18 protein-coding genes are annotated in these 19,946 nt (G+C 71.6%); 10 read left to right on the plus strand and 8 right to left on the minus strand.

Annotated features, from left to right (window positions below):
* The first annotated feature begins 101 nt into the window (after nt 1–101).
* The 7 genes from ACW9TB_RS04080 to ACW9TB_RS04110 all read left to right on the plus strand — a co-directional run bounded on the left by ACW9TB_RS04080 (nt 102) and on the right by ACW9TB_RS04110 (nt 7,725).
* The gene (locus ACW9TB_RS04080) at nt 102–1,271 is read left to right on the plus strand and encodes an ABC transporter substrate-binding protein (protein ID WP_472746552.1); all 1,170 of its coding nucleotides are present in this window, start codon (nt 102–104) and stop codon (nt 1,269–1,271) included.
* Complete coding sequence (locus ACW9TB_RS04085) at nt 1,268–2,146, plus strand: ABC transporter permease (protein WP_472746553.1); 879 nt, start codon at nt 1,268–1,270, stop codon at nt 2,144–2,146. Before ACW9TB_RS04080 ends, ACW9TB_RS04085 begins: the two co-directional genes overlap by 4 nt.
* Nucleotides 2,134–2,988, plus strand: coding sequence for an ABC transporter permease (locus ACW9TB_RS04090; RefSeq protein WP_472746554.1), 855 nt, complete (start codon nt 2,134–2,136; stop codon nt 2,986–2,988). The genes ACW9TB_RS04085 and ACW9TB_RS04090 overlap by 13 nt, the downstream gene beginning before the upstream one ends.
* Nucleotides 2,985–4,115 carry an ABC transporter ATP-binding protein gene (locus ACW9TB_RS04095; protein WP_472746555.1) on the plus strand — a complete coding sequence of 377 codons (1,131 nt, stop codon included), beginning with the start codon at nt 2,985–2,987 and terminating at the stop codon, nt 4,113–4,115. Before ACW9TB_RS04090 ends, ACW9TB_RS04095 begins: the two co-directional genes overlap by 4 nt.
* Entirely contained in the window at nt 4,105–4,785 is a 681-nt protein-coding gene (locus tag ACW9TB_RS04100) for an HAD family hydrolase (RefSeq protein WP_472746556.1), read from the plus strand. Before ACW9TB_RS04095 ends, ACW9TB_RS04100 begins: the two co-directional genes overlap by 11 nt.
* A gap of 37 nt (nt 4,786–4,822) precedes the next feature.
* Nucleotides 4,823–6,697, plus strand: coding sequence for a serine/threonine-protein kinase (locus tag ACW9TB_RS04105; protein ID WP_472746557.1), 1,875 nt, complete (start codon nt 4,823–4,825; stop codon nt 6,695–6,697).
* Nucleotides 6,698–6,762: 65 nt separating this feature from the next.
* A complete protein-coding gene (locus ACW9TB_RS04110; protein WP_472746558.1) occupies nt 6,763–7,725 on the plus strand; it encodes a quinone oxidoreductase family protein in 963 nt (320 codons plus the stop codon).
* Between the two features lie 10 nt (nt 7,726–7,735).
* Here the strand turns inward: ACW9TB_RS04110 and ACW9TB_RS04115 are convergent, their stop codons facing one another.
* The 3 genes from ACW9TB_RS04115 to ACW9TB_RS04125 are packed head-to-tail and all read right to left on the minus strand — an operon-like array spanning nt 7,736 to nt 10,519.
* Nucleotides 7,736–8,818 (minus strand): PucR family transcriptional regulator, encoded by a 1,083-nt coding sequence (locus tag ACW9TB_RS04115; protein ID WP_472746559.1) that lies wholly within the window; start codon nt 8,816–8,818, stop codon nt 7,736–7,738.
* Nucleotides 8,818–9,621, minus strand: coding sequence for an ABC transporter permease subunit (locus tag ACW9TB_RS04120; protein ID WP_472746560.1), 804 nt, complete (start codon nt 9,619–9,621; stop codon nt 8,818–8,820). The genes ACW9TB_RS04115 and ACW9TB_RS04120 overlap by 1 nt, the downstream gene beginning before the upstream one ends.
* Nucleotides 9,590–10,519 carry an ABC transporter ATP-binding protein gene (locus tag ACW9TB_RS04125; protein ID WP_472746561.1) on the minus strand — a complete coding sequence of 310 codons (930 nt, stop codon included), beginning with the start codon at nt 10,517–10,519 and terminating at the stop codon, nt 9,590–9,592. The genes ACW9TB_RS04120 and ACW9TB_RS04125 overlap by 32 nt, the downstream gene beginning before the upstream one ends.
* Nucleotides 10,520–10,648: 129 nt before the next feature.
* Here ACW9TB_RS04125 and ACW9TB_RS04130 point away from each other — a divergent pair, with 129 nt between their 5' ends.
* Nucleotides 10,649–11,482: a patatin-like phospholipase family protein gene (locus tag ACW9TB_RS04130; protein WP_472746562.1), complete on the plus strand. Its 834-nt coding sequence runs from the start codon at nt 10,649–10,651 to the stop codon at nt 11,480–11,482.
* A gap of 116 nt (nt 11,483–11,598) precedes the next feature.
* The gene (locus ACW9TB_RS04135) at nt 11,599–12,633 is read left to right on the plus strand and encodes a 1-acyl-sn-glycerol-3-phosphate acyltransferase (RefSeq protein ID WP_472746563.1); all 1,035 of its coding nucleotides are present in this window, start codon (nt 11,599–11,601) and stop codon (nt 12,631–12,633) included.
* A gap of 109 nt (nt 12,634–12,742) precedes the next feature.
* Here ACW9TB_RS04135 and ACW9TB_RS04140 read toward each other — a convergent pair whose 3' ends face one another.
* Complete coding sequence (locus ACW9TB_RS04140) at nt 12,743–13,522, minus strand: GbsR/MarR family transcriptional regulator (protein WP_472746564.1); 780 nt, start codon at nt 13,520–13,522, stop codon at nt 12,743–12,745.
* Between the two features lie 341 nt (nt 13,523–13,863).
* Here ACW9TB_RS04140 and ACW9TB_RS04145 point away from each other — a divergent pair, with 341 nt between their 5' ends.
* Nucleotides 13,864–15,093: a serine hydrolase domain-containing protein gene (locus tag ACW9TB_RS04145; protein WP_472746565.1), complete on the plus strand. Its 1,230-nt coding sequence runs from the start codon at nt 13,864–13,866 to the stop codon at nt 15,091–15,093.
* 61 nt (nt 15,094–15,154) lie between these two features.
* Here the strand turns inward: ACW9TB_RS04145 and ACW9TB_RS04150 are convergent, their stop codons facing one another.
* The 4 genes from ACW9TB_RS04150 to ACW9TB_RS04165 all read right to left on the minus strand — a co-directional run bounded on the left by ACW9TB_RS04150 (nt 15,155) and on the right by ACW9TB_RS04165 (nt 19,510).
* The gene (locus ACW9TB_RS04150; protein ID WP_472746566.1) at nt 15,155–15,373 is read right to left on the minus strand and encodes an SHOCT domain-containing protein; all 219 of its coding nucleotides are present in this window, start codon (nt 15,371–15,373) and stop codon (nt 15,155–15,157) included.
* A gap of 245 nt (nt 15,374–15,618) precedes the next feature.
* On the minus strand, nt 15,619–17,142 hold the full coding sequence (locus ACW9TB_RS04155; RefSeq protein ID WP_472746567.1) for a cobyric acid synthase: 1,524 nt from the start codon (nt 17,140–17,142) through the stop codon (nt 15,619–15,621).
* A 612-nt stretch (nt 17,143–17,754) separates the two neighbouring features.
* Complete coding sequence (locus ACW9TB_RS04160; protein ID WP_472746568.1) at nt 17,755–18,720, minus strand: cobalamin biosynthesis protein; 966 nt, start codon at nt 18,718–18,720, stop codon at nt 17,755–17,757.
* Nucleotides 18,704–19,510, minus strand: coding sequence for a phosphotransferase (locus ACW9TB_RS04165; RefSeq protein WP_472746569.1), 807 nt, complete (start codon nt 19,508–19,510; stop codon nt 18,704–18,706). The genes ACW9TB_RS04160 and ACW9TB_RS04165 overlap by 17 nt, the downstream gene beginning before the upstream one ends.
* Nucleotides 19,511–19,946: the final 436 nt, after the last annotated feature.

The following is a 19,946-nucleotide window of genomic DNA, read 5'->3' on the forward strand; positions in this document are numbered from 1 at the left end:
TCACCAAACAGCAACTGATTCACGACATATGAGGTCTAGCTTGTTTGTACAAGTTCGTTTACTTTCGTGAAATATTGCGCGACACCCCCTTGGGAGACACAGTGATCGCATCCCGAGTTCGCTTCGCAGGTCTGGCCGCCTTCCTCCTGGTGGGCGCCACGGCGTGCGGAGCCGCCCCCACCACGGCGGCCCCCTCGGCGGGCGCCTCCGACGGAGCCTCGGCGGCCGGAGTGGACGCCAGGACCGCCACCTCCGCGGCCGACTTCGGCGGGCTGGACAAGCTCGTCGAGGCCGCCAAGAAGGAGGGCAAGCTCCACGTCATCGCCCTCCCGCCCGACTGGGCCAACTACGGCAAGATCATCGAGGCCTTCAAGACGAAGTACGGCATCGAGATCGAGAGCGAGACCCCCGACGCCGCCAGCGCCGACGAGATCAACGCGGTGAAGACCCGCAAGGGCCAGGACCGCGCCCCCGACGTGCTCGACATCGGCCAGTCCTTCGCGATCAGCGGTGCCGCCGAGGGCCTGTTCGCGCCGTACAAGGTCGAGACCTGGGACAAGATCCCCGAGAACCAGAAGGAGGCGAGTGGCCTCTGGTTCAACGACTACGGCGGCTACGTCTCCATCGGCTGCGACGCCAAGAAGATCACCAAGTGCCCGGAGACCTTCGCCGACCTGCTCAAGCCCGAGTACAAGGGCAAGGTCGCCATGAACGGCAACCCGACCAAGTCGGGCTCGGCGTTCGCGGGCGTGTACGCGGCGGCCCTCGCCAACGGCGGCTCCTTCGACGACATCCAGCCCGGCCTGGACTTCTTCAAGAAGCTGAAGGAGGCCGGAAACTTCAACCCCGTGGAGACCACCCCGGCCACCATCGAGAAGGGCGAGACCCAGATCAGCATCGACTGGGACTACAACAACGCCGCCTACGCCCCCAAGATGGCCGAGAAGGGCCTCGACTGGAAGACCGTCATCCCCAGCGACGGCAAGTACTTCCAGCTCTACGCCCAGGCCATCAACAAGGACGCCCCGCACCCGGCCGCCGCGCGCCTGTGGGAGGAGTTCCTCTACAGCCCCGAGGGCCAGAACCTCTACCTCGGCGGTTTCGCCCGCCCGGTGCTGCTGCCCGCCATGAAGGCCGACGGCACGGTCGACGCCGCCGCCGAGGCCAACCTCCCGCCGGTCGAGGGTGAGCCCACCTTCCCGACGGAGGAGCAGGTCAACAAGGCCAAGGAGGTCCTGGCCGGAGGCTGGGGCGCCGCGGTCTCGGGATGACCGTCCCCGCTGTCACGGCCGCCGCCCCGGGCGGCGGCCGTCCTCGCTCCAAGAACTGGCTGGGAGCCCTGCCCCTGCTGGTCGTGACGGCGGTGGCCTTCGGGATCCCGGCGCTCACGCTGCTGGTCGGCGCGTTCACCGTCAAGGACCCGGCGACCAAGGTGTCCTCGTTCAGCACCGCCAACCTGTCCAGGAGCCTCCAGGGGCCCTACCTGAACGCCCTGCTCAGCAGCGTCCAGCTGTCGGCCGTGGTGGCGGTCGTCGCCGCGGTCGCCGGGACGTTCCTGGCCCAGGCCGTGGTGACCTCCCGGTTCACGGCGCTGCGCGAGGCCGTGCTGACCTTCTCCGGCGTGCTGTCCAACTTCGGCGGCGTGCCGCTGGCCTTCATCTGGATCGCCACCCTGGGCAACTCGGGGGTGATCACCACCGCGCTGGGCCTCGGCCCGGGGGTGCTGTACAACTTCTGGGGCCTGGCCCTGGTCTACATGTACTTCTCGGTGCCGCTGATGGTGCTCGTCGTGACCCCGGCCCTGGACGGCCTGCGCCCGCAGTGGCGGGAGGCGGCGCAGAACAACGGCGCCACCACCTGGCAGTTCTGGCGCTACGTCGGCATCCCGGTGCTGACCCCGGCCCTGCTCGGCGGCGTCGTCCTGCTGTTCGGCGGCGCGTTCGCCGCCTACGCCACCGCCTACGCCATGGTCGGCAGCACGGTCCCGCTGGTCACCCTGCAGATCGCCGAGGCCCTCACCGGCGACGTCCTCATCGGGTACGAGAACGTCGCGCTCGCCCTGAGCCTCGACATGATCGTCGTCGCGCTGCTGGTGATGGCGGTCTACCTGCCGCTGCAGAAGAGGAGCTCCCGATGGTTGCGGTAGCCACGCTGCCCGACGTCACCCCGGGCCCCGCCGCCACCGCCCGCCCCGGGCAGCGGAGGGCCTGGCGGGGGGTCGTGCTGGTCGTCGCGGCGCTCTACTTCGTCGTGCCGATGGCCGTGTCCTTCTGGTTCACCGTCTACTCGGAGGGCCAGGGCTTCTCGCTCGCCGCCTACGGGCGGATCCTGTCGGCGCCCGGCTTCGTCCCCAGCCTGCTGCTCTCCCTGGCGCTGGCCGCCGCGACCATCGTCGCGGTACTGCTGCTCACCCTTCCGGCGATGCTGGCCGTACGGCTCGGCGCGCCCCGGCTGCGGCCGGTGCTGGAGCTGCTCTCCACGCTCCCGCTGGTCGTGCCGCCGATCACCTACGTGGTCGGCATCAGCACGGCGCTGCGCGACGGCGTCGACGCGCTGGCCGCCACCCCGTTCTGGGCGACGCTCATCGCCATCCAGGACGAGAGGTTCCCGTTCGTCCTCGTGCTCGCGTACGTGATGCTGACGCTGCCGTTCGCCTACCGGTCGCTGGACGCCGGGCTGCGCGCGATCGACGTGCGGACGCTGGTGGAGGCGGCCCGCAACCTGGGCGCCTCGTGGCCGTACGTGCTGTTCCGCGTGATCATTCCCAACATCCGGTCCTCCATCGCCAGCGCCTCGTTCCTCACCCTCGCGCTGGTGCTCGGCGAGTACACCGTCGCCGCGCTGCTCGGCTACCAGACGTTCCCGGTCTGGATCGTCACCATCTCAGGGAACGACGGGCAGCTCTCCGTCGCCCTGTCGATCATCAGCCTGCTCCTCATCTGGCTGCTGCTGCTCACCCTCTCGGGTGCGGGAAGGAAACGTCGATGACCGTCGAGTTCCGGGGGCTGCGCCGCGCGTTCGGCCGTACGGTGGCCCTGGACGGCCTGGACCTCACCGTCGAACAGGGCGAGCTGATGGCCCTGCTCGGCCCGTCCGGCTGCGGGAAGACCACGGCACTGCGCTGCGTCGCCGGTTTCGAGCACCCCGACGCCGGGGCGGTGCTCGTGGACGGCAAGGACATCACCCGGGTCCCCGCCAACCGGCGCGACGCGGGCATGGTCTTCCAGTCCTACAGCCTGTTCCCCAACCTCAACGCGAGGGACAACGTGGCCTTCGGGCTGCGGGTGCGCAAGGTGCCGACCGCCAAACGGCACGCGCGGGCCGACGAGCTGCTGGAGCTGGTCGGCCTGCCGACGCACGCCCAGCGCTACCCGCACGAGCTGTCCGGCGGCCAGCAGCAGCGCGTCGCCCTCGCCAGGGCGCTGGCGCTGGAGCCGCGCGTGCTGCTGCTCGACGAACCTCTGTCCGCGCTGGACGCCAAGGTCCGCGTCTCGCTGCGCGAGGAGATCCGGCGGCTCCAGCTCGAACTGGGCATCACCACCATCTTCGTCACCCACGACCAGGAGGAGGCCCTGTCGGTCGCCGACAAGGTCGCGGTGCTGCGCGCCGGGCGGCTGGAGCAGTGCGGCCCTCCGGCCGAGGTCTACGACCGGCCCGCGACCCCGTTCGTGGCGGAGTTCGTCGGCGCGATGAACCACGTCCCCGGCCGCCTGTCCGGCCAGGAGGTCACCGTCATGGGCGAGCTCATGCCGGTGGACGGCCCCCTGCCGTCCTCGCCCGACGTCGACGTGCTGGTACGCCCCGAGGCCGTGCTGGTCACGCCCTCCCCCGACGGGAACGCCACGATCGTGGCCTCCTCCTTCCGCGGCTCCACCGCGCGGCTGCGGGTGCGGGTGGGCGAGCTGGAGGTCCTCAGCGACGTGCCGGGACACGACGCGGTACGCCTGGCGCCGGGCACGCGGGTGAACGTCGCCCTCGTGCAGCGGCCCGTGCTCGTCGCCGCGCGCACCGCCCCCGCTCCCGTTCTCCCGGACCCCGCGAACCCGGTGGACTCCACCGCGCCCTCCGCGTCCTCCGCGCCCTCCGAGTCGGAGGACGTCGCGGGTGTCGGGTGAGCTCGGGGCCGTCCTGTTCGACATGGACGGCACGCTCGTGGACACCGAGGGAATGTGGTGGCACGCGTGCGTGGCGGTCGCCGCCGAGCTGGGCCTGGAACTGACGGAGGCCGACAACGACCACGTCCTCGGCCGCCTGGTCGAGGACGCGGCCGCCTACCTCGTACGACGCCTGCCCCCCGGCCCGCCCGGCGCGGCGGAGGCCGGAGCGGCAGAGGTCGGGGCGCGGCTCACCGAGGCGTTCGCCGGGCGGATCTCCGGCGGGGTGACACCGCTGCCCGGCGCGATCCGGCTGCTGGACGAGCTGGGGGCGGAGGGTGTGCTCACGGCACTGGTCAGCGCCTCGCCGAGGCTCATCGTGGACATGGTGCTGCACAGCGTCGGGGCGGAGCGGTTCGCCCTGGTCGTGGCCGCCGAGGACACCGCGCGCGGCAAGCCGCTGCCGGACCCGTACCTGCGGGCGGCCTCCGCGCTGGGCCTCGACCCCGCCGACTGCGTGGCCGTGGAGGACAGCCCGACCGGGCTCGCCGCGGCCCGCGCGGCGGGGTGCCGGGTGGTGTCGGTCTCCGGCGTCCCGGTGGCGGAGGACGTGCTGACCGTGGACAGTCTGGAAAAAGTGGACGTGCCGCTGTTGCGACTGCTGGCGAGCGGCAAGAGATCGATAGGCTGAGCCACCCATGTGACGGCGTATGCGGTTAGGCACAAAGGTGAGCGACCTCAGTCCCGACGAACCTCAGCAGATAGGCCGATACCGCGTGCTCAGCCGGCTGGGCCGGGGCGGGATGGGCACGGTCTACCTTGGCGAGTCCCCTGACGGGCAGCAGGTCGCCATCAAGGTCATCAATCCGGAGTACAGCCAGCACGAACGGTTCCGGATGCGTTTCCGCAGGGAGGCCGACGCGGCGCAGCGGGTCCGCAGGTTCTGCACGGCCGCGGTCATCGAGGCGGCGCTCGACGACGACCAGCTCTACGTCGTCACCGAGTACGTCACCGGCCCCAACCTTGAGGAGGCCGTCGACTCCGGCGGGCCGCTCCGCGGCTCCAGCCTCGACGCGCTGGCCGTCGGGGTGGCGACCGCGCTGACCGCCATCCACGGCGCCGGAGTGGTGCACCGCGACCTCAAGCCGTCCAACGTGCTGCTCTCCCCCGTCGGCCCCCGCGTGATCGACTTCGGGATCGCCCGCGCGCTGGACACCCTCGGCGGGATGACCGGGACCGGCGAGATCCTCGGTACCCCCCGCTACATGGCGCCCGAGGTGCTGCGCGGCGAGCCGGTCTCGGCCGCCTGCGACGTGTTCTCGTGGGGCTGCCTGATGGCCTTCGCCGCGAGCGGGCGGGCGCCGTTCGGCGGCGAGGCGCTGCCCGCGGTGCTGTACCAGGTGCTCAACACCGAGCCCTCACTGGAGGGCATGGAGCCCGCGCTGCGCGAGCTGGTCACGTACGCCCTGACCAAGGACCCCCGGAACCGGCCCACCTCGCAGCAGCTCCTCGACCACCTGGTGGGCCGCTCCGCCGCGCCCGAGCAGGCCGCCCACTCGGTCCAGGCCTCCTGGCGCGACCCCGGGGAGACACCGGACGGCGCTCCCCGGACCGGGGTCGCCGGTACGCCCCCCGATCCCGGCTGGAGCAACCCGGGACAGAACGCCAGTCTTGGCGGGAGCCATCCGGATTCCGATCCCGGCCGGAGCCATCCGGCCCGAGGCGATCACCCGGTCTCCGGCGCCTCGTGGCCGGGTCCCGGCGCCTCACACGACGGTCCCGGCAACACGCTTCCCGGACCGCCCGAGGACGACGCCGGGTCTTTCCCGCGCGGCCGGACGGCCGAGCGGCGGAAGCTGGTCGTCGGGGTGGCCGTGGTGGCCCTGCTGGTGGTGGCCGGAGGGGCCGGGCTGCGCCTCGCGCTCGCCCCCGGCGGCCCGCCGGAGAACCTCGCCCTGCTCTACCAGGACGACTTCACCCAGAGCGGCACCGGCTGGAGCGGCGGCACCTACAGCCCGATGACCGGCACGTACGGCTACGCCCCCGAGGGCTACTACGCCGTCGACGTCAGCGGTTACTTCCCCGTCAGGCGGGAGCAGGCCCCGATCCCCTTCGTGTCGGCTCCCCCGGCCACCCCCGACCCCACGGCCAGCCCCATGCCGGTCACACCGGCCCGGATCCTGCTCGGCACCGACATCACGATCCGCTCCGGCACCACCGGCATGGGCGAGTACGGGCTGTTCTGCCGGGGCGAGGACGACACCAGGGCGACGCGGTACGAGTTCCTGCTCGACACCGCGGGCAACGCCCGCATCCGCAAGACCGTCAAGAGCGCCGGGGGCGAGCTCACCGAGCCCGTCAAGGTCGACCTGCCCAGGGGCGAGGTCATCCGGCTCGCGGCGGAGTGCGCCGGTGTCGAGGGGGGCGTGCAGCTCACCATGTGGGTCAACGACGAGCGGACCCAGTCGTTCCTCGACACCAACCCGCTGCCCAACGGGCTGGTCGGCGTGATCGCCCGGGTGGGCAAGAACGGCAACGCCGTCCTCAGGACCGCGTTCGACAACTTCACCCTGCACGGCCCCGCCTCCACCAAACAGCCCTGACGGCGAGTGATCCGCCCGCTGCCGGGGACGATCAGGGCACCGACCGACCAGAGGAGTTCAGCACGATGCGCGCCATAGTCGTCTCCGCCACCGGCGGGCCCGAGGTTCTCACCTACACCGACGATCACCCGGACCCCGAGATGAACCCCGGCGAGGTCCTGGTCGACATCGCCGCCTCCGGGGTGAACTTCATCGACGTCTACCACCGGATGGGCCGATACCCGCTCTCCCTGCCCTTCGTCCCCGGTGAGGAGGGCGCGGGCACCGTCGCCGCGGTCGGCGAGGACGTCCGCGACGTCGCCGTCGGCGACACCGTGGCGTGGTCGAGCGTGCCGGGCAGCTACGCCTCCAGGAACGCGGTGCCCGCGTCCAAGCTGCTCGCCGTACCCGAGGGGGTCACGGCCGAGGTCGCGGCGGCCGTCACCCTCCAGGGGCTGACCGCCCACTACCTGACGCACTCCACGTACGAGGTGAAGGAGGGTGACGACGTCCTGGTGCACGCCGCCGCCGGGGGCATGGGCCTGCTGCTCACCCAGATCGCCAAGCTGCGCGGCGCCCGGGTGTTCGGCACGGTCTCCACCGAGGAGAAGGAGGTCCTGGCCCGTCAGGCGGGCGCCGACGAGGTGTTCCGCTACCGGGGCTTCGCCGACGCGGTCCGCGACCTGACCGGCTCCGGCGTGCACGTCGTCTACGACGGCGTGGGCGCGGCCACCTTCGACGAGAGCGTCGCCTCGCTGCGGCCACGCGGCATGATGGCGCTGTACGGCCAGGCCAGCGGCCCGGTCCCGCCGATCGACCCGCAGATCCTCGCCAGGAACGGCTCCCTTTTCCTGACCCGCCCGACCCTGGGCTCCTACATCGCCACCCGCGACGAGCTCACCTGGCGTGCCTCCGACCTCTACGGCTGGGTGGCCTCCGGGCAGCTGCGGGTGCACATCTCCGAGCGCTACCCGCTCGCCGAGGCCGCCCGCGCCCACGAGGACCTCGAAGCCCGCCGTACGACCGGCAAGGTGCTTCTGATCCCGTAGGCCGGTCCGCTCAGCGCAGGGGGTGGGCGGGCCAGTCCAGGAGGCGGGCGCCCAGGACCGCCGTCTCCAGGGTGAAACGCTGGGTGGAGTCGTCCGGCGAGAACCCGGTGAGGCGGCGGATCCGCTCCAGCCGGTAGGTCACCGCCCGGGTGCTGACGCCGAGCCTGCGCGCGGCGGCGGTCTGGTTGCCCTGGGAGGCGAAGACCGCCTCCAGCGTGGCGAGCAGCGGCTCCGGACCGCCCCGCGCCTCGAGCAGCGGGCTGAGCACGCTCGTCACCAGGTCCTCGATGGCCGCGCGGTCCCGCAGCAGCACCGGGAAGACCAGCAGGTCGGCGGCCTTGAGTACGGGGGCGCGCAGCCCCAGCCGGTCGCCGAGCTCGATGGCGCCGGCGCCCTCCCGGTAGGAGGTGACCACCCCACCGGGACCCCGGTGCGCCCGGCCGAGCCCGACCCGCCAGCCGGGCGCGAACGCCTGGCGCACGTGGTGGGTGAACTCGCCGCTCGCGACGGTGAGGCTGCCCGGCGCGACGCACACGAGCGTCCCGTCGCGGACCGCGACCAGCACGTTGTGCGAGCCGAACCGGGCGACCAGCGCGTCCTCGATCCGCCGGGCCGTCCCCTCGGCCTCGCCCGCGAGCCCGTCGTCCCCCGGAGCACCGGCCGTGACGGTTCCCGCGACCCCGGAACCGGCACCGGCTCTTGCGGCGGGGCGGGCGACGGCGACCACGTACGTCTCCGCCAGGCGGAGCCCGAAGTGCTCGGCCCGCTCGGCGAGCCTGTCGGCACGCCCCTGGAGCAGGTCGTCGACGAACTCCCTGCGCGCCGTCTCCTCCTGGCGCAGCGCCGACCGCTGGGCGTTCTCGTACCCCTCCATCAGGGCGGAGACCGTACGCCGCAGGGCGGGGAGCGGGACGGGGTTCACCGACTCGGCCATGGCCAGGGCGGCCTCGACCAGGGCCCGCACGGACGCGCCCCGCTCGGCGGCCAGCGCACCGGCGGCGCGGCAGTCGTCGAGCTCGGCCCGGCCGGGCAGCCTGCCGGTGGCGGCCGCCTCCCGTAACGTCCGGAGATGGCCGCCGAGCAGCTCGTCCATCAGACTCCCACGTCACGCCTGTCGAAGGCCGGCATCGCGATCAGGAGCAGTGCGACGGTCGCCCCGGCCAGCACGAGATAGTCCCACGCCGGGAGGCCCAGCTGGATCGGCCGCCCGTCGAGGTAGTAGTGGAACGGCGAGATCCAGCGCAGCCAGGACACCCCGTCCACGTTCTTGCCCATGGTCTCGACCACGTACCCGGCCACGGCGACCACCCCGACCACCGCCAGGGCGACCCCCCTGCGTCCCGTCGCGGCGCCGACCGTCAGGCAGAGCGTGCCGAAGAAGAGGGCGAGCAGGAGGACGCCGACGTGACCGGCGAGGATCCTGCCCGCGGGGACACCCATGCCGACGGCCGCCGACAGGCCCAGCACGACGAGGAAGGTGACCGCCGCCACGCCGAGCAGCGCGAGGGCCAGGGCGGCGAAGCGCTCCAGGACCAGCCGCCTGCGGTCGATCGGGAGGGTGAGGACCAGTTCCAGCGTGCCCGAGTCCTCGGGCTGGGCGATCGCCCGGTTGCCGATCACCGCGGCGCACATGACGAACAGCAGCGGCCCGAACAGCTGGTAGACCAGTGTCTGCAGGTAGCCGGAGCCGCTGGTGAAGCCGCCCTCCAGGCCGCCCATGAGGTCGCGCATGGCTCCGGGGAACTTGGCCAGCCCCACGTCCCCGTAGAAGTCGGGGTCGCTCGCGATGTTCGGGTAGAACGACAGGTACAGCGCGAAGAACGCGCTGATCCCGACGGTCCAGCCGAGCAGCGGCCGCCGGTAGTCACGCAGGCTTTTCGACAGCAGCGCGGGCATCGCGCGCCTCCCCTTCCGCGTTCTGGCTGTAGTAGGTCAGGAAGATCTCTTCCAGGTCGGGCTCGGCGCTGACCATGTGCACCACGGTGAACCTCGCCGCCGCCTTGACCAGCGCGTCCGGGCGGCCGTCGATGGTGCAGCGCAGCCCGGCCCCCTCCACCCGCAGCTCCCGTACGCCGGGCAGGTTCTCGAACGCCTCACGGGGCACCGGGGCGTCGAAGTGGAACTCCACCCGGCGCACCGCCTTCTCCCTGAGCGCGGAGATGTCCTCGACCGCGACCAGCCTGCCGCCGCGCACGATGCCGACCCGGTCGGAGACGTCCTCGACCTCGGCCAGCACGTGGGAGGACATCAGCACCGTACGGCCCGAGGCGCGGACCTCGCGGACCATCGCGAGGAACTCCTGCTGCACCAGCGGGTCCAGGCCGCTGGTCGGCTCGTCGAGGATCAGGAACTCCGGCTCGTGCATGAAAGCCTGGATGAGCCCGACCTTCTGCCTGTTGCCCTTGGAGAGCTTGCCCATGGGCACCGACAGGTCGGCCTCCAGCCGTTCGGCCAGCCCCTCGATCCGTCCCTTGGGCACGCCGTCGCGCACCGCGCCGAGGAAGGCGAGGAACTCCCCGGCCCTCTCCCTGCCCTCCAGGGCCAGCTCGCCGGGCAGGTAGCCGATCCGGCTTCGCACCCCCGCCTCGCGGGGATCTTTGCCAAGGACCGTCATCCGGCCCCTGGTGGGGCGGATGACGTCCAGGAGCAGCCTGATCGTCGTCGTCTTTCCCGCGCCGTTCGGGCCGAGATACCCGAACACCTCTCCGGGCCGGATCTCCAGGTCGAGATCCTCAAGCCCCCGGCGCCCGCCGTAGAACTTGGTGAGCCCCTCGGTTTCCACCACCGCTGTCATGCGTCAGATCGTGCCCTCTCGCCACCTCCGGGGTCATTGCCGGACCCGGACAGCTGGCCGCCCCTTCGTTGCGCGGATCCGGAACCCGCCCGGCCGTGCCGCGCTCGACAGCGGGGCTAGGGTGAGCCCATGAGCCTGGACACTGCCTTCGTACTGGGTGGCGGGGGCCTTCTCGGCGCCCACGAGGTGGGCATGCTGCGGGCGCTCGACGAGGCGGGCATCAAGCCCGACGTGATCGTCGGCACGTCCGTGGGCGCGCTGAACGGCGTCGTGCTCGCCGCCGCCCCCGGTGACGCGGTCGCGCGCCTGACCACGCTGTGGAGCTCGGACATCGTCCGTACGGCGTTCGCGGGGTCCTGGGTGACGCGGCTGTCCACCCTCGCCAGAAGTGGTACCCACCTGCACTCCTCCGAGCCGCTGCGCGCCCTGCTGGCCAGGACGCTCCCGGTCTCCCGCATCGAGGACCTCTCCGTGCCGTTCCAGTGCGTGGCCGCCTCCGTCGAGCGCGCCGCCGCGCACTGGTTCACCGAGGGCCCGCTGGTCGACGCGGTCCTCGCCTCCTGCGCCGTCCCCGGGCTGCTGCCGCCCGTCCGCGTCGGCGACGGCCACTATCTCGACGGCGGGCTGGTGCACAGCATCCCGGTCGGCCGGGCCGTCGCGCTCGGCGCCCGCCGGGTCTACGTGCTGCACGTGGGCAGGATCGAACGCCCCCTGGTGGTGCCCCGGCGCCCGTGGGAGGTCGGCATGACCGCCTTCGAGATCGCCCGGCGGCACCGCTTCACCGAGGAGATGGCCACCCTGCCGGACGACATCGAGGTTCACGTCATGCCCTCCGGGGGCGAGGTCCGTCCGGGAATGGACCTCTCCCAGCTGCGCTACCGGGATATATCGCATATATCTGAATACATTGATCGCGCCTACCGGGCCTCGTCCGACTACCTGGCCCAGCACTCGCCTTCCTGAGTCACGCCACCGGCCTGCGTCGTACGTCCGTGTTGGGGTACTTCACAGGGATACGTTCACACCAACACCCACACGCGCATCACACCTCCGCACCTCCACAAAGGCAGGAGCCGCTCGTGCTGCCTCCTCGCATCATCCGCCGCCTGGTCCTGGCCCCGCTCGTCATCGTGCTCACCGTCGTCGCGGTGCTCACGCTCCCGATCTGGCTGCTGGTGGTGACCGCGGCCTCGCTGCGCCTGCCGCCCCCGCAGCGGCGCGGCACCCGGCTGGTCTGGTTCGCGATGGCGTGGCTGACGCTGGAGTCGATGGCGCTGTGCGCCTGCCTGTGGCTGTGGGTGGCGAACGGCCTGGGCGGCCGTCTCAACCGCGACGAGTACCAGGAGCGGCACTACGAGCTGATCCAGTGGCTCCTGTCCAAGATCTACGAGGCCGCGGTGCGGATCTTCCGTCTGAGCGTCGAGATCGACGAGCCGTTGCCGACCTCCGACGAGATCTCCCGCCGTCTCACCCGTCCCGTCATCGTCCTGTCCCGCCACGCGGGCCCCGGCGACTCGTTCCTGCTCGTCTACCACCTCCTCTCCCGGTACGGCAGGCGCCCGAGGATCGTGATGAAGGCGGCCCTGCAGTTCGACCCCTCGCTCGACGTGGTGATCAACCGCCTCCCCAACGCCTTCGTCCCCCACAAGGTCGCCGAGAGCGGCATCCTCGCCGAGATCCGCCGCCTGTCCTCCGACATGGACGCCGACGACGCGCTGGTGATCTTCCCGGAGGGCGGCAACTTCACCCCGAAGCGCCGCTGGCGGGCCATCCTGCGGCTGGAGCAGAAGGGCCTGGCCAAGGAGGCCGCGCGAGCCCGCAGGCTGGAGCACCTGATGGCCCCCCGCCCCAACGGGGCCATCGCCGCCATCGAGGCCTGCCCCGAGGCGGACGTGGTCTTCGTCGCGCACACCGGCCTCGACGACCTGGTCACCCTCGGGGACATCTGGCACCGCCTCCCGCTCAGCGCCGAGATCAAGGCCAAGTGGTGGCGGGTCCAGGCCGCCGACGTGCCACGCGACCGCGAGGACCAGATCCGCTGGCTCTTCGACCAGTGGGAGGAGATCGACACCTGGATCGCCGCGAACCAACCGGCTCCCGCCTCGGCCGCCTGACCACGGACGCCACGTGATCGCCGCGAACCAACCGGCCCCCACCCCCGCCGCCTGACCACAGACGCCACGTGATCGCCGCGAACCGATCACGCCCCCTGGGACAGGCCGGTCAGCCGCCTGTCTTCTCGGTCCCGTACGCGAGTTCGTCCCGGGTGGTCGACTTGTCCGGGGGCTGTGCGCTCCGGGCGGCCATGTTCCGCCGCCACTGCTCCATGACCTGGCGGAAGGCCCCGCTCACGAGGAGAAGGAGTTCGGCGGAGGACTCGAAGCGGGCGCCCGCCGGGGTCGCGGCCCCGAGAATCTCGGCTCCACGCTGCGACGCGGTCGCCAGGGCGTCGTTCATCCGCAGGGACGCGAGGATGGACCGGATCCAGATCTCGTCGTCGATGACATAGCGTTCGCGCCGCGCGCCGGGAGCCCGTTCCCGCCCGAGCATCCCCTGCTGTTCGAGGAAGGCGATGGCGTGTGAGATGGACGCCGGGCTGACGCGAAGCCGCTGGACGAGCTCGGCGGCGGTGAGGGCGCCGGAGTCGGTGATGTACAGGCAGGCCAGCACCCTGGCCTCCATCCGGGGCAGCCCCTGCTGAACGAGAAGAGCGGTGAAGGACTCCGTGAAGTCCAGCACCGCCTGGGGGTCACGCCCATGGCCGCCGTCGGGAACCGGCGGGACCGGAGGCTGGGCCTGCCTCTGCCTGCGCGCACGATGCCGGGTGGCCTCGTGCGCGCGGTCCGCCCCGTAGTCGTCGGGTCCGCCGTTGCGGGTGACCTCCCGCATGACGGTCGAGGCGGGCCGCCCCAGCCGCCGTCCGATCTCCGCGTATCCGAGCCCCTCGGCCAGCCCCTCGGCGATGTGCCGACGGTCCTCGTTGGTGAGCCTGCCTCCGGGCATCGGTGCTCGTCCCCTACCTGTCGACACGCGCGGAGCCCTGCGCTCGCACACCCGCTGCACAGTATGCATTTACTCGCGTCTCATTGCAACGCAAATCCGATCACCCATTGCATTCAGCCTCACATTCATTGCAAAGACAGCTCTATTATGCAGTCTTAGCAGGCAATACAGACCTCCTCCTTCTGTTGACTGATTTATAAACGCAATGTTAGTGTCACAGGCGTTCAGAGATTCCCGAACGGTGGTGGATGCCAAAGGGGGTCTCTCCCGCGCGTCGCTGTGGAAGCCATGAGCGACGGCGGGCCTCACAAGACCGAACACTTTCCGCAAGGAGATTCATGATGAGTACCGGCAATGGCGGTTTCTCCGAAGCTGGGCTGCGTAAGTTGCGCGAGGTGCTGACGCGGCATGTCGATTCCGGGAGGATTCCCGGGCTTGTCGCCCTGGTCGGCCGGGGCGAGGAGACACACGTCGAGGCGATCGGCACGATGCGCCACGGCGGTGGCGCGCCGATGCGCCGCGACACGATCTTCCGGATGGCCTCGACGTCCAAGCCGGTCGCGGTCGCGGCGGCGATGGTCCTGCTGGACGAGTGCAGGCTGCGGCTGGACGACCCGGCCGAGCTGTGGCTGCCCGAACTCGCCGACCGGCGGGTGCTGAAGCGGATCGACGGCCCGCTGGACGACACCGTGCCGGCACGGCGGCCGATCACCGTACGGGACCTGGTGACCTCCACCTTCGGGCTCGGCATGGACATGACGTCACTGGGCACTCCGATCATGAACGCGATCTTCGAGCAGGGGCTCACGCCCGACCTGCCGGAGCCGATGCCCGAGCCGGACGAGTGGATGCGCCGCCTCGGCGCGCTTCCGCTGATGCACCAGCCCGGAGAGCGCTGGCAGTACCACATCAGCAACGACCTCCTCGGCGTGCTCGTCGCCAGGGTCACCGGCCAGACGTTCGAGACGTTCCTGCGCGAACGCCTCTTCGACCCCCTGGGCATGAAGGACACCGGTTTCCACGTGCCCGCCGACAAGATCGACCGGCTGCCGCTCCTCTACGCCCCCGACCCGCTGACCGGAGAGTTCCACGTCTGGGACGAGGCCGAGGGGGGACGATGGAGCCGGCCTCCGGCGTTCCAGGGCGGCGGGGGCGGGCTGGTCTCCACCGCCGACGACTACCACGCCTACTTCCGGATGCTGCTGAACGGCGGGACGCACGGGAGTGAGCGGATCCTGTCCCGGGCCGCCGTCGAGCTGATGACCACCAACCGCCTCACGCCCGAGCAGCAGGCCGCCCGGCACGCCATGGCCGTCGACAACGTCCATGTGTCACACGGCCAGGGGCAGCACGGCGGCTGGGGCTTCGGCATGGCGGTGCGCACCTACCGCGGCGACTACGCGCCCCTCGGCCAGTTCGGCTGGGACGGCGGAAGCGGCACCTCGACCTACGCCGACCCGGACAACCGGCTCACCGGAATCCTGCTCACCCAGGTCGGCATGTCGGTCCCGGACCCGGCGCGGCTCATCCACGACTTCTGGACCACGCTCTACCAGGCGATCGACGACTGACACCGAGCCCGCGCCCGGTCCTGGCCCCGCCAGGGCCGGGAGCCACGGACGGCCCGCGGGGCTACCAGTCCTGGGAGAGGCCGGACATACGACGGAGATACTCGTCCTCGTCGATCTCACCGGCCGCGTAGCGGCGCTTGAGGATCTCGCGGGGATTGTCCGCGACGGACGCGCGAGCCTCGGCAGCCCGTGCCGCGGACGCGCGGACCAGCATGGTCACGCCGAGAACCACCACCGCGATCACGGCGATGACGAAGAGCAACACCAGGATGCGGGACATCGTCGGCCTCCCATGCCTCCCCCATCGGATCCGTCGGGGGAACACCGAGTTTACCCGGCGGGGGAACCCTCCCTTTTTCATTGACCGGGTGATTCATCCGCCTTGAACCCGCAAAGGAACACCGGCTCAACCGGTACCGACGTCAACCGGTGAGGAAACCAGCCAACTCAACCAACAGAAGAAGCCACCGGCTCAACCGGCTGAGAGGACACCAGCCGGTTCGACCAACGGCAGAAGTCAGCGGCTCACCCCACGGAGGGAACACCGCCCGAGAAATCCGGAGCCTCGCGCGAAGTCCCGCCGGGTGGCAGCGACGGCAGCCCCCCGGGAGCCCCGCCCTCCAGCAGCCGGAGCAGGGCGCCGGTGTCGACGTTCCGCTCGATCAGGTCGCCGAGCGCGTCCAGCCTCTCCTCCCTCAGGGCGGCGAACGACACGTCCGGCGCCGGGGTGAAGTCACGGCCGGAGACGGCGGCCACGTCGGCGAGGAAGGCCCGGCGGAAACCGTCGTTCTCCAGGGCGCCGTGCCAGGTGGTACCCCACACCGAGCCGTCACGGCAGCCGTCCAGGAAGGGCTCGCCGCCGTCGGCCGTCACCACGCCGTGGTGGATCTCGTACGCGGAGACCCGGCAGCCGTACGCGGCGCCGACCGGGCGGCCCAGCGTCTTGTCCTCGGCGAACTCCACCGACGCGGGCAGCAGCCCCAGCCCCTCGACCAGGCCCGCCCCCGACTCGACGTCGTCGCGGATGGTCCTGGCGAGCATCTGGTAACCGCCGCAGATGCCCAGCACCGCCCGTCCCGGCAGGGCGGCGGCCAGGCCGGTGGCGCGGAGCCACGCCAGGTCGGAGACCGTGGCCCGGGAGCCGGGCAGCACCACCAGGTCGGCGTCGTCCAGCTCGCCGGGGGAGGTCACGAAGCGGACCGCCACCCCGGGCTCGGAGGCCAGCGCGTCCACGTCCGTGAAGTTGGAGATCCTCGGCAGCCGTACCACCGCCACCCGCAGGGTCTGCCTGCCGTACGGGGCGCGTGACCCGATCGCGGGCCGGTTGTCCAGGGCCAGGGAGTCCTCGACGTCCAGCCAGAGGCCGTCCAGCCAGGGCAGCACCCCGTACACCTCGCGGCCGGTCAACTCCCTGATCATGTCCAGCCCCGGTTCGAGGATCTCGGGTGCCCCCCGGAACTTGTTGATCACGAACCCGGCGATCAGCGCCTGGTCGGCGGGCTCCAGCAGCGCCACCGTCCCGTACAGCGCGGCGAAGACCCCGCCCCTGTCGATGTCGCCGACCACGATGACCGGCAGGTTCGCGGCACGGGCCAGGCCCATGTTGGCGATGTCGCCCCGGCGCAGGTTGATCTCCGCCGGGCTGCCCGCCCCCTCGCAGACCACCACGTCGTACGCGCCCCGCAACCGCTCCAGCGCGTCCACCGCGACCTGGCGGAGCCGCTCCTTGACGTCCCAGTACTCCATCGCGTCGACCTCGGCCATCGGCCTGCCCATCACCACGACCTGGCTGCGCCGGTCACTGCCCGGCTTGAGCAGGATCGGGTTCATGTCCGCGCTGGGCTCCAGCCCGCACGCGGCGGCCTGCATCGCCTGGGCCCGGCCGATCTCGGCGCCGTCCGCGGTGACGAAGGAGTTGAGCGACATGTTCTGTGCCTTGTACGGCGCGACCTTCACCCCCTGCCTGGCCAGCCAGCGGCAGATCCCGGCGGTGACGACGCTCTTGCCCGCGTCCGAGGTCGTCCCCGCGACCAGCAGCGCCCCCTTCACACCGTCACCCCGCCCCGGCTCGCTCCGGCCCGGTTCACTTCGGTCCGGTTCACTTCGGTCCGACTCGCTCCGGCCGAGTTCACCTCGGCCCGGTTCACCCTGGCCGGGCTCACTCCGGCCCGGGGAAGGGCGAACCCGGCACAACACGCAACATCAGGACAGACCTGAACCACAGCCGGTTCTCCGGGGGAATCAACCATCATGCCGACCAGCATGCCGCACCGCCCACCCGGCCTCCCGGAGTGTCCCCGGCCGCCGACAGGCCGGACGCGCCCCCACCGTCCGCTGTCTCCGCACTCACAAGTGCTCGCCATGGGCGCGTTCGTGTCATCGCCTCAAAGTGCCGGACGGATCACCCATACGCGCACGACCCCGGCTCCAGGGACACGTCCCGACCCGTTCGACAAGCAGAACCGACCCCGCCACATAGCCGGACGATCACCGTCCATAGAGTGCCGGACGGATCGCCCATACGCACACGACCCCGGCTCCAGGGACACGTCCCGACCCGTTCGACGAGCAGAACCGACCCCGACACATGGCTGGGCGATCACCGTCCGTGCCGCTGCGGTGGGAGGCCCCGTACGTCCGAGAGCACCGAGCGGTACGCCCCTACCGGCGCCGCAGGACGGCCAGGACCGCCAGGGCGGCGGCCCCGAGACCCACCGCCCGTGCCAGCCGTACGGACCGGCGGATGTCCGCGACCGAGGGCTGGGGGCCGTCGCCCATCTCCGGCCGGTGCTCCACCCGGGTGCCGTACACGTTGACCCCGCCCAGGGTGAGGTCCAGCGCCCCCGCGAAGGCGGCCTCGCAGCGGCCCGCGTTGGGGCTGGGGTGGCGGTGACCGTCCCTGCGCAGCACCGCCGCCGCCCGCCGCGTCGAACCTCCCACCAGGGGGGCGCCGAGCGCGGCGAGCAGCCCGGTGATCCGGGCGGGCACGAAGTTGGCGACGTCGTCGAGGCGGGCCGCGGCCCACCCGAAGCGCTCGTAGCGCGCGTTCCGGTGGCCCACCATCGCGTCCAGCGTGTTGACGGCCCGGTACGCGAGCAGGCCGGGCACCCCGGCCACCGCCCCCCAGAACAGTGGCGCCACCACCGCGTCCGAGGTGTTCTCCGCGATCGACTCGACGGTGGCCCTGGCGAGCCCGGACTCCCCGAGCCCGGACGGGTCGCGCCCGCACAGGTGCGACAGCCTCCCCCGCGCCCCCACGAGATCGCCGTCCTCCAGGAACCCGGCCATGGCCACGCCCTCGCGGCCCAGCGTCGTACCGCCGACGACCGCCCACGTCGCCACCGCGCTCAGCGCGCCCCGTACCACCGGATTGCGCGACCGGGTCGCGAGGTGGCCGAGCAGCGCCACCGGCACGACGCACAGGGCCACGTGGAGAACGCCCCGGGCCCGGTCGTCGCCGTACACCCGCCTCTCCACCCCGGCGGCGGCGGTGCCGAACAGCGCGACCGGGTGCCCGCGCCGGGGATCGGCGAGCACGGCGTCGATCGCGACCCCGGCGAGCATCCCCACCCCCTCGGCCACCCCCGGCCTCCTCCTGGTCTTCGACCGCCTAAACGAGATGCTCATGGAGCTCATCCTGGTGGGTCTCCAGCCACACGCGTGCCCGCCGGATGCGCTCCCCCGCCCCACCGGCCCACATCCGGGCCCACCCCCCGCCCTCGCCCTGCGCCTCGGCCTTGACCCGCATCGCGTGGTACGAGCGGTCGAAGCGGAGCCGGGCGAGATCCAGCAGGCGACGGCGGTCACGGGGTGCCAGGCCGTACGCGTCGCAGAACAGCCGGAGCCGGGGACCGACGTCGAGGCGGCGCTGGAGCGGCTCCAGATCGAGGGGATCGGCGATCGGCGCCCAGTGCCGCAGCGTGGTCACCACGTCGAACAGCCGGGTCGTCGGCCGGGCCATGTCGAAGTCGATCAGCGCGGCGGGGAGCCCGTCACGGAAGATCACGTTGTCGAGGTTGACGTCGCAGTGCCCGATCAGCCGAGGTGCCGCGTCGTCGTTGGACCCGGCCTCCCAGACGGCCCCCCTCGGCGGGACGAACCCCTCGGCCGCGTCGTGGAACCCACGCAGCAGCCGCGCCAGCGCGGCCAGGGACTCCCCGGTGAGCGCGTACGAGGGTAGCGGCCTGGCCGCGGACTCCCCCTCGACGTAGCTCAGGATCTCCCTGCCCCGCTCGTCCACCCCCAGCGCCCGGGGAGCGCCCTCGAACCCGGAGCGCTCCAGGTGACACAGGAGCGCGTGCACCGACCCCGTGGAAGCCCTGCTGGGCCGCCGGACGGTGTCCCCGACCCGTACCACCCCATCGGTGACATCACCGCCCAGAAGGGGAATCTCCTCTTGGACCGTGGCGACGAACATGGCATACGAGCCTAGACCGCCCCGCTCACCCAGGAGAACGATTCAGACAGACCGCTCCCCGCGGAAGGCCAGTTTGGAAGGTTCGTCGGGAAGGCCCGCTCGGAAGGGCCCCCCGGAAGCCTCGCTCGGAAGATTCGTCGAGAAGGCCCGCATGGAGGGTTCGTTTGGAAGGTTCATTTGGGAAGGTCCGCCCGTAAGCCCTCCCCGGCTCACCAGACGGCTCCACCCCTCCGAACCCCCGGCACCCGCCCCCGCCGCGCCCGGCGGAAGAACGACCAGGTCAACCGAACGGAGGAATCCCCCACCTCCACAGCCCCGCCATCCCGAAGGCCCACCCCCCACCCGGACCGGAGCGGGTGAGCGTTCACACCCCCCTGAGGACGGGAGATCCACAGAGTGATCCTCACGACACCGGCCCAAAACCGATACGTGGGCA

This window comes from Streptosporangium sp. H13245 (assembly GCF_055690525.1).

Excerpts from the sequence above, each read along its gene's own strand:
- ACW9TB_RS04120 (WP_472746560.1), bottom strand. The coding sequence starts at position 9,621 with ATGCCCGCGCTGCTGTCGAAAAGCCTGCGTGACTACCGGCGGCCGCTG.
- ACW9TB_RS04160 (WP_472746568.1), bottom strand. The coding sequence starts at position 18,720 with ATGAGCATCTCGTTTAGGCGGTCGAAGACCAGGAGGAGGCCGGGGGTG.
- ACW9TB_RS04115 (WP_472746559.1), bottom strand. The coding sequence starts at position 8,818 with ATGGACGAGCTGCTCGGCGGCCATCTCCGGACGTTACGGGAGGCGGCC.
- ACW9TB_RS04110 (WP_472746558.1), top strand. The coding sequence starts at position 6,763 with ATGCGCGCCATAGTCGTCTCCGCCACCGGCGGGCCCGAGGTTCTCACC.
- ACW9TB_RS04125 (WP_472746561.1), bottom strand. The coding sequence starts at position 10,519 with ATGACAGCGGTGGTGGAAACCGAGGGGCTCACCAAGTTCTACGGCGGG.
- ACW9TB_RS04145 (WP_472746565.1), top strand. The coding sequence starts at position 13,864 with ATGAGTACCGGCAATGGCGGTTTCTCCGAAGCTGGGCTGCGTAAGTTG.
- ACW9TB_RS04095 (WP_472746555.1), top strand. The coding sequence starts at position 2,985 with ATGACCGTCGAGTTCCGGGGGCTGCGCCGCGCGTTCGGCCGTACGGTG.
- ACW9TB_RS04150 (WP_472746566.1), bottom strand. The coding sequence starts at position 15,373 with ATGTCCCGCATCCTGGTGTTGCTCTTCGTCATCGCCGTGATCGCGGTG.
- ACW9TB_RS04140 (WP_472746564.1), bottom strand. The coding sequence starts at position 13,522 with ATGCCCGGAGGCAGGCTCACCAACGAGGACCGTCGGCACATCGCCGAG.
- ACW9TB_RS04165 (WP_472746569.1), bottom strand. The coding sequence starts at position 19,510 with ATGTTCGTCGCCACGGTCCAAGAGGAGATTCCCCTTCTGGGCGGTGAT.
- ACW9TB_RS04085 (WP_472746553.1), top strand. The coding sequence starts at position 1,268 with ATGACCGTCCCCGCTGTCACGGCCGCCGCCCCGGGCGGCGGCCGTCCT.
- ACW9TB_RS04090 (WP_472746554.1), top strand. The coding sequence starts at position 2,134 with ATGGTTGCGGTAGCCACGCTGCCCGACGTCACCCCGGGCCCCGCCGCC.
- ACW9TB_RS04130 (WP_472746562.1), top strand. The coding sequence starts at position 10,649 with ATGAGCCTGGACACTGCCTTCGTACTGGGTGGCGGGGGCCTTCTCGGC.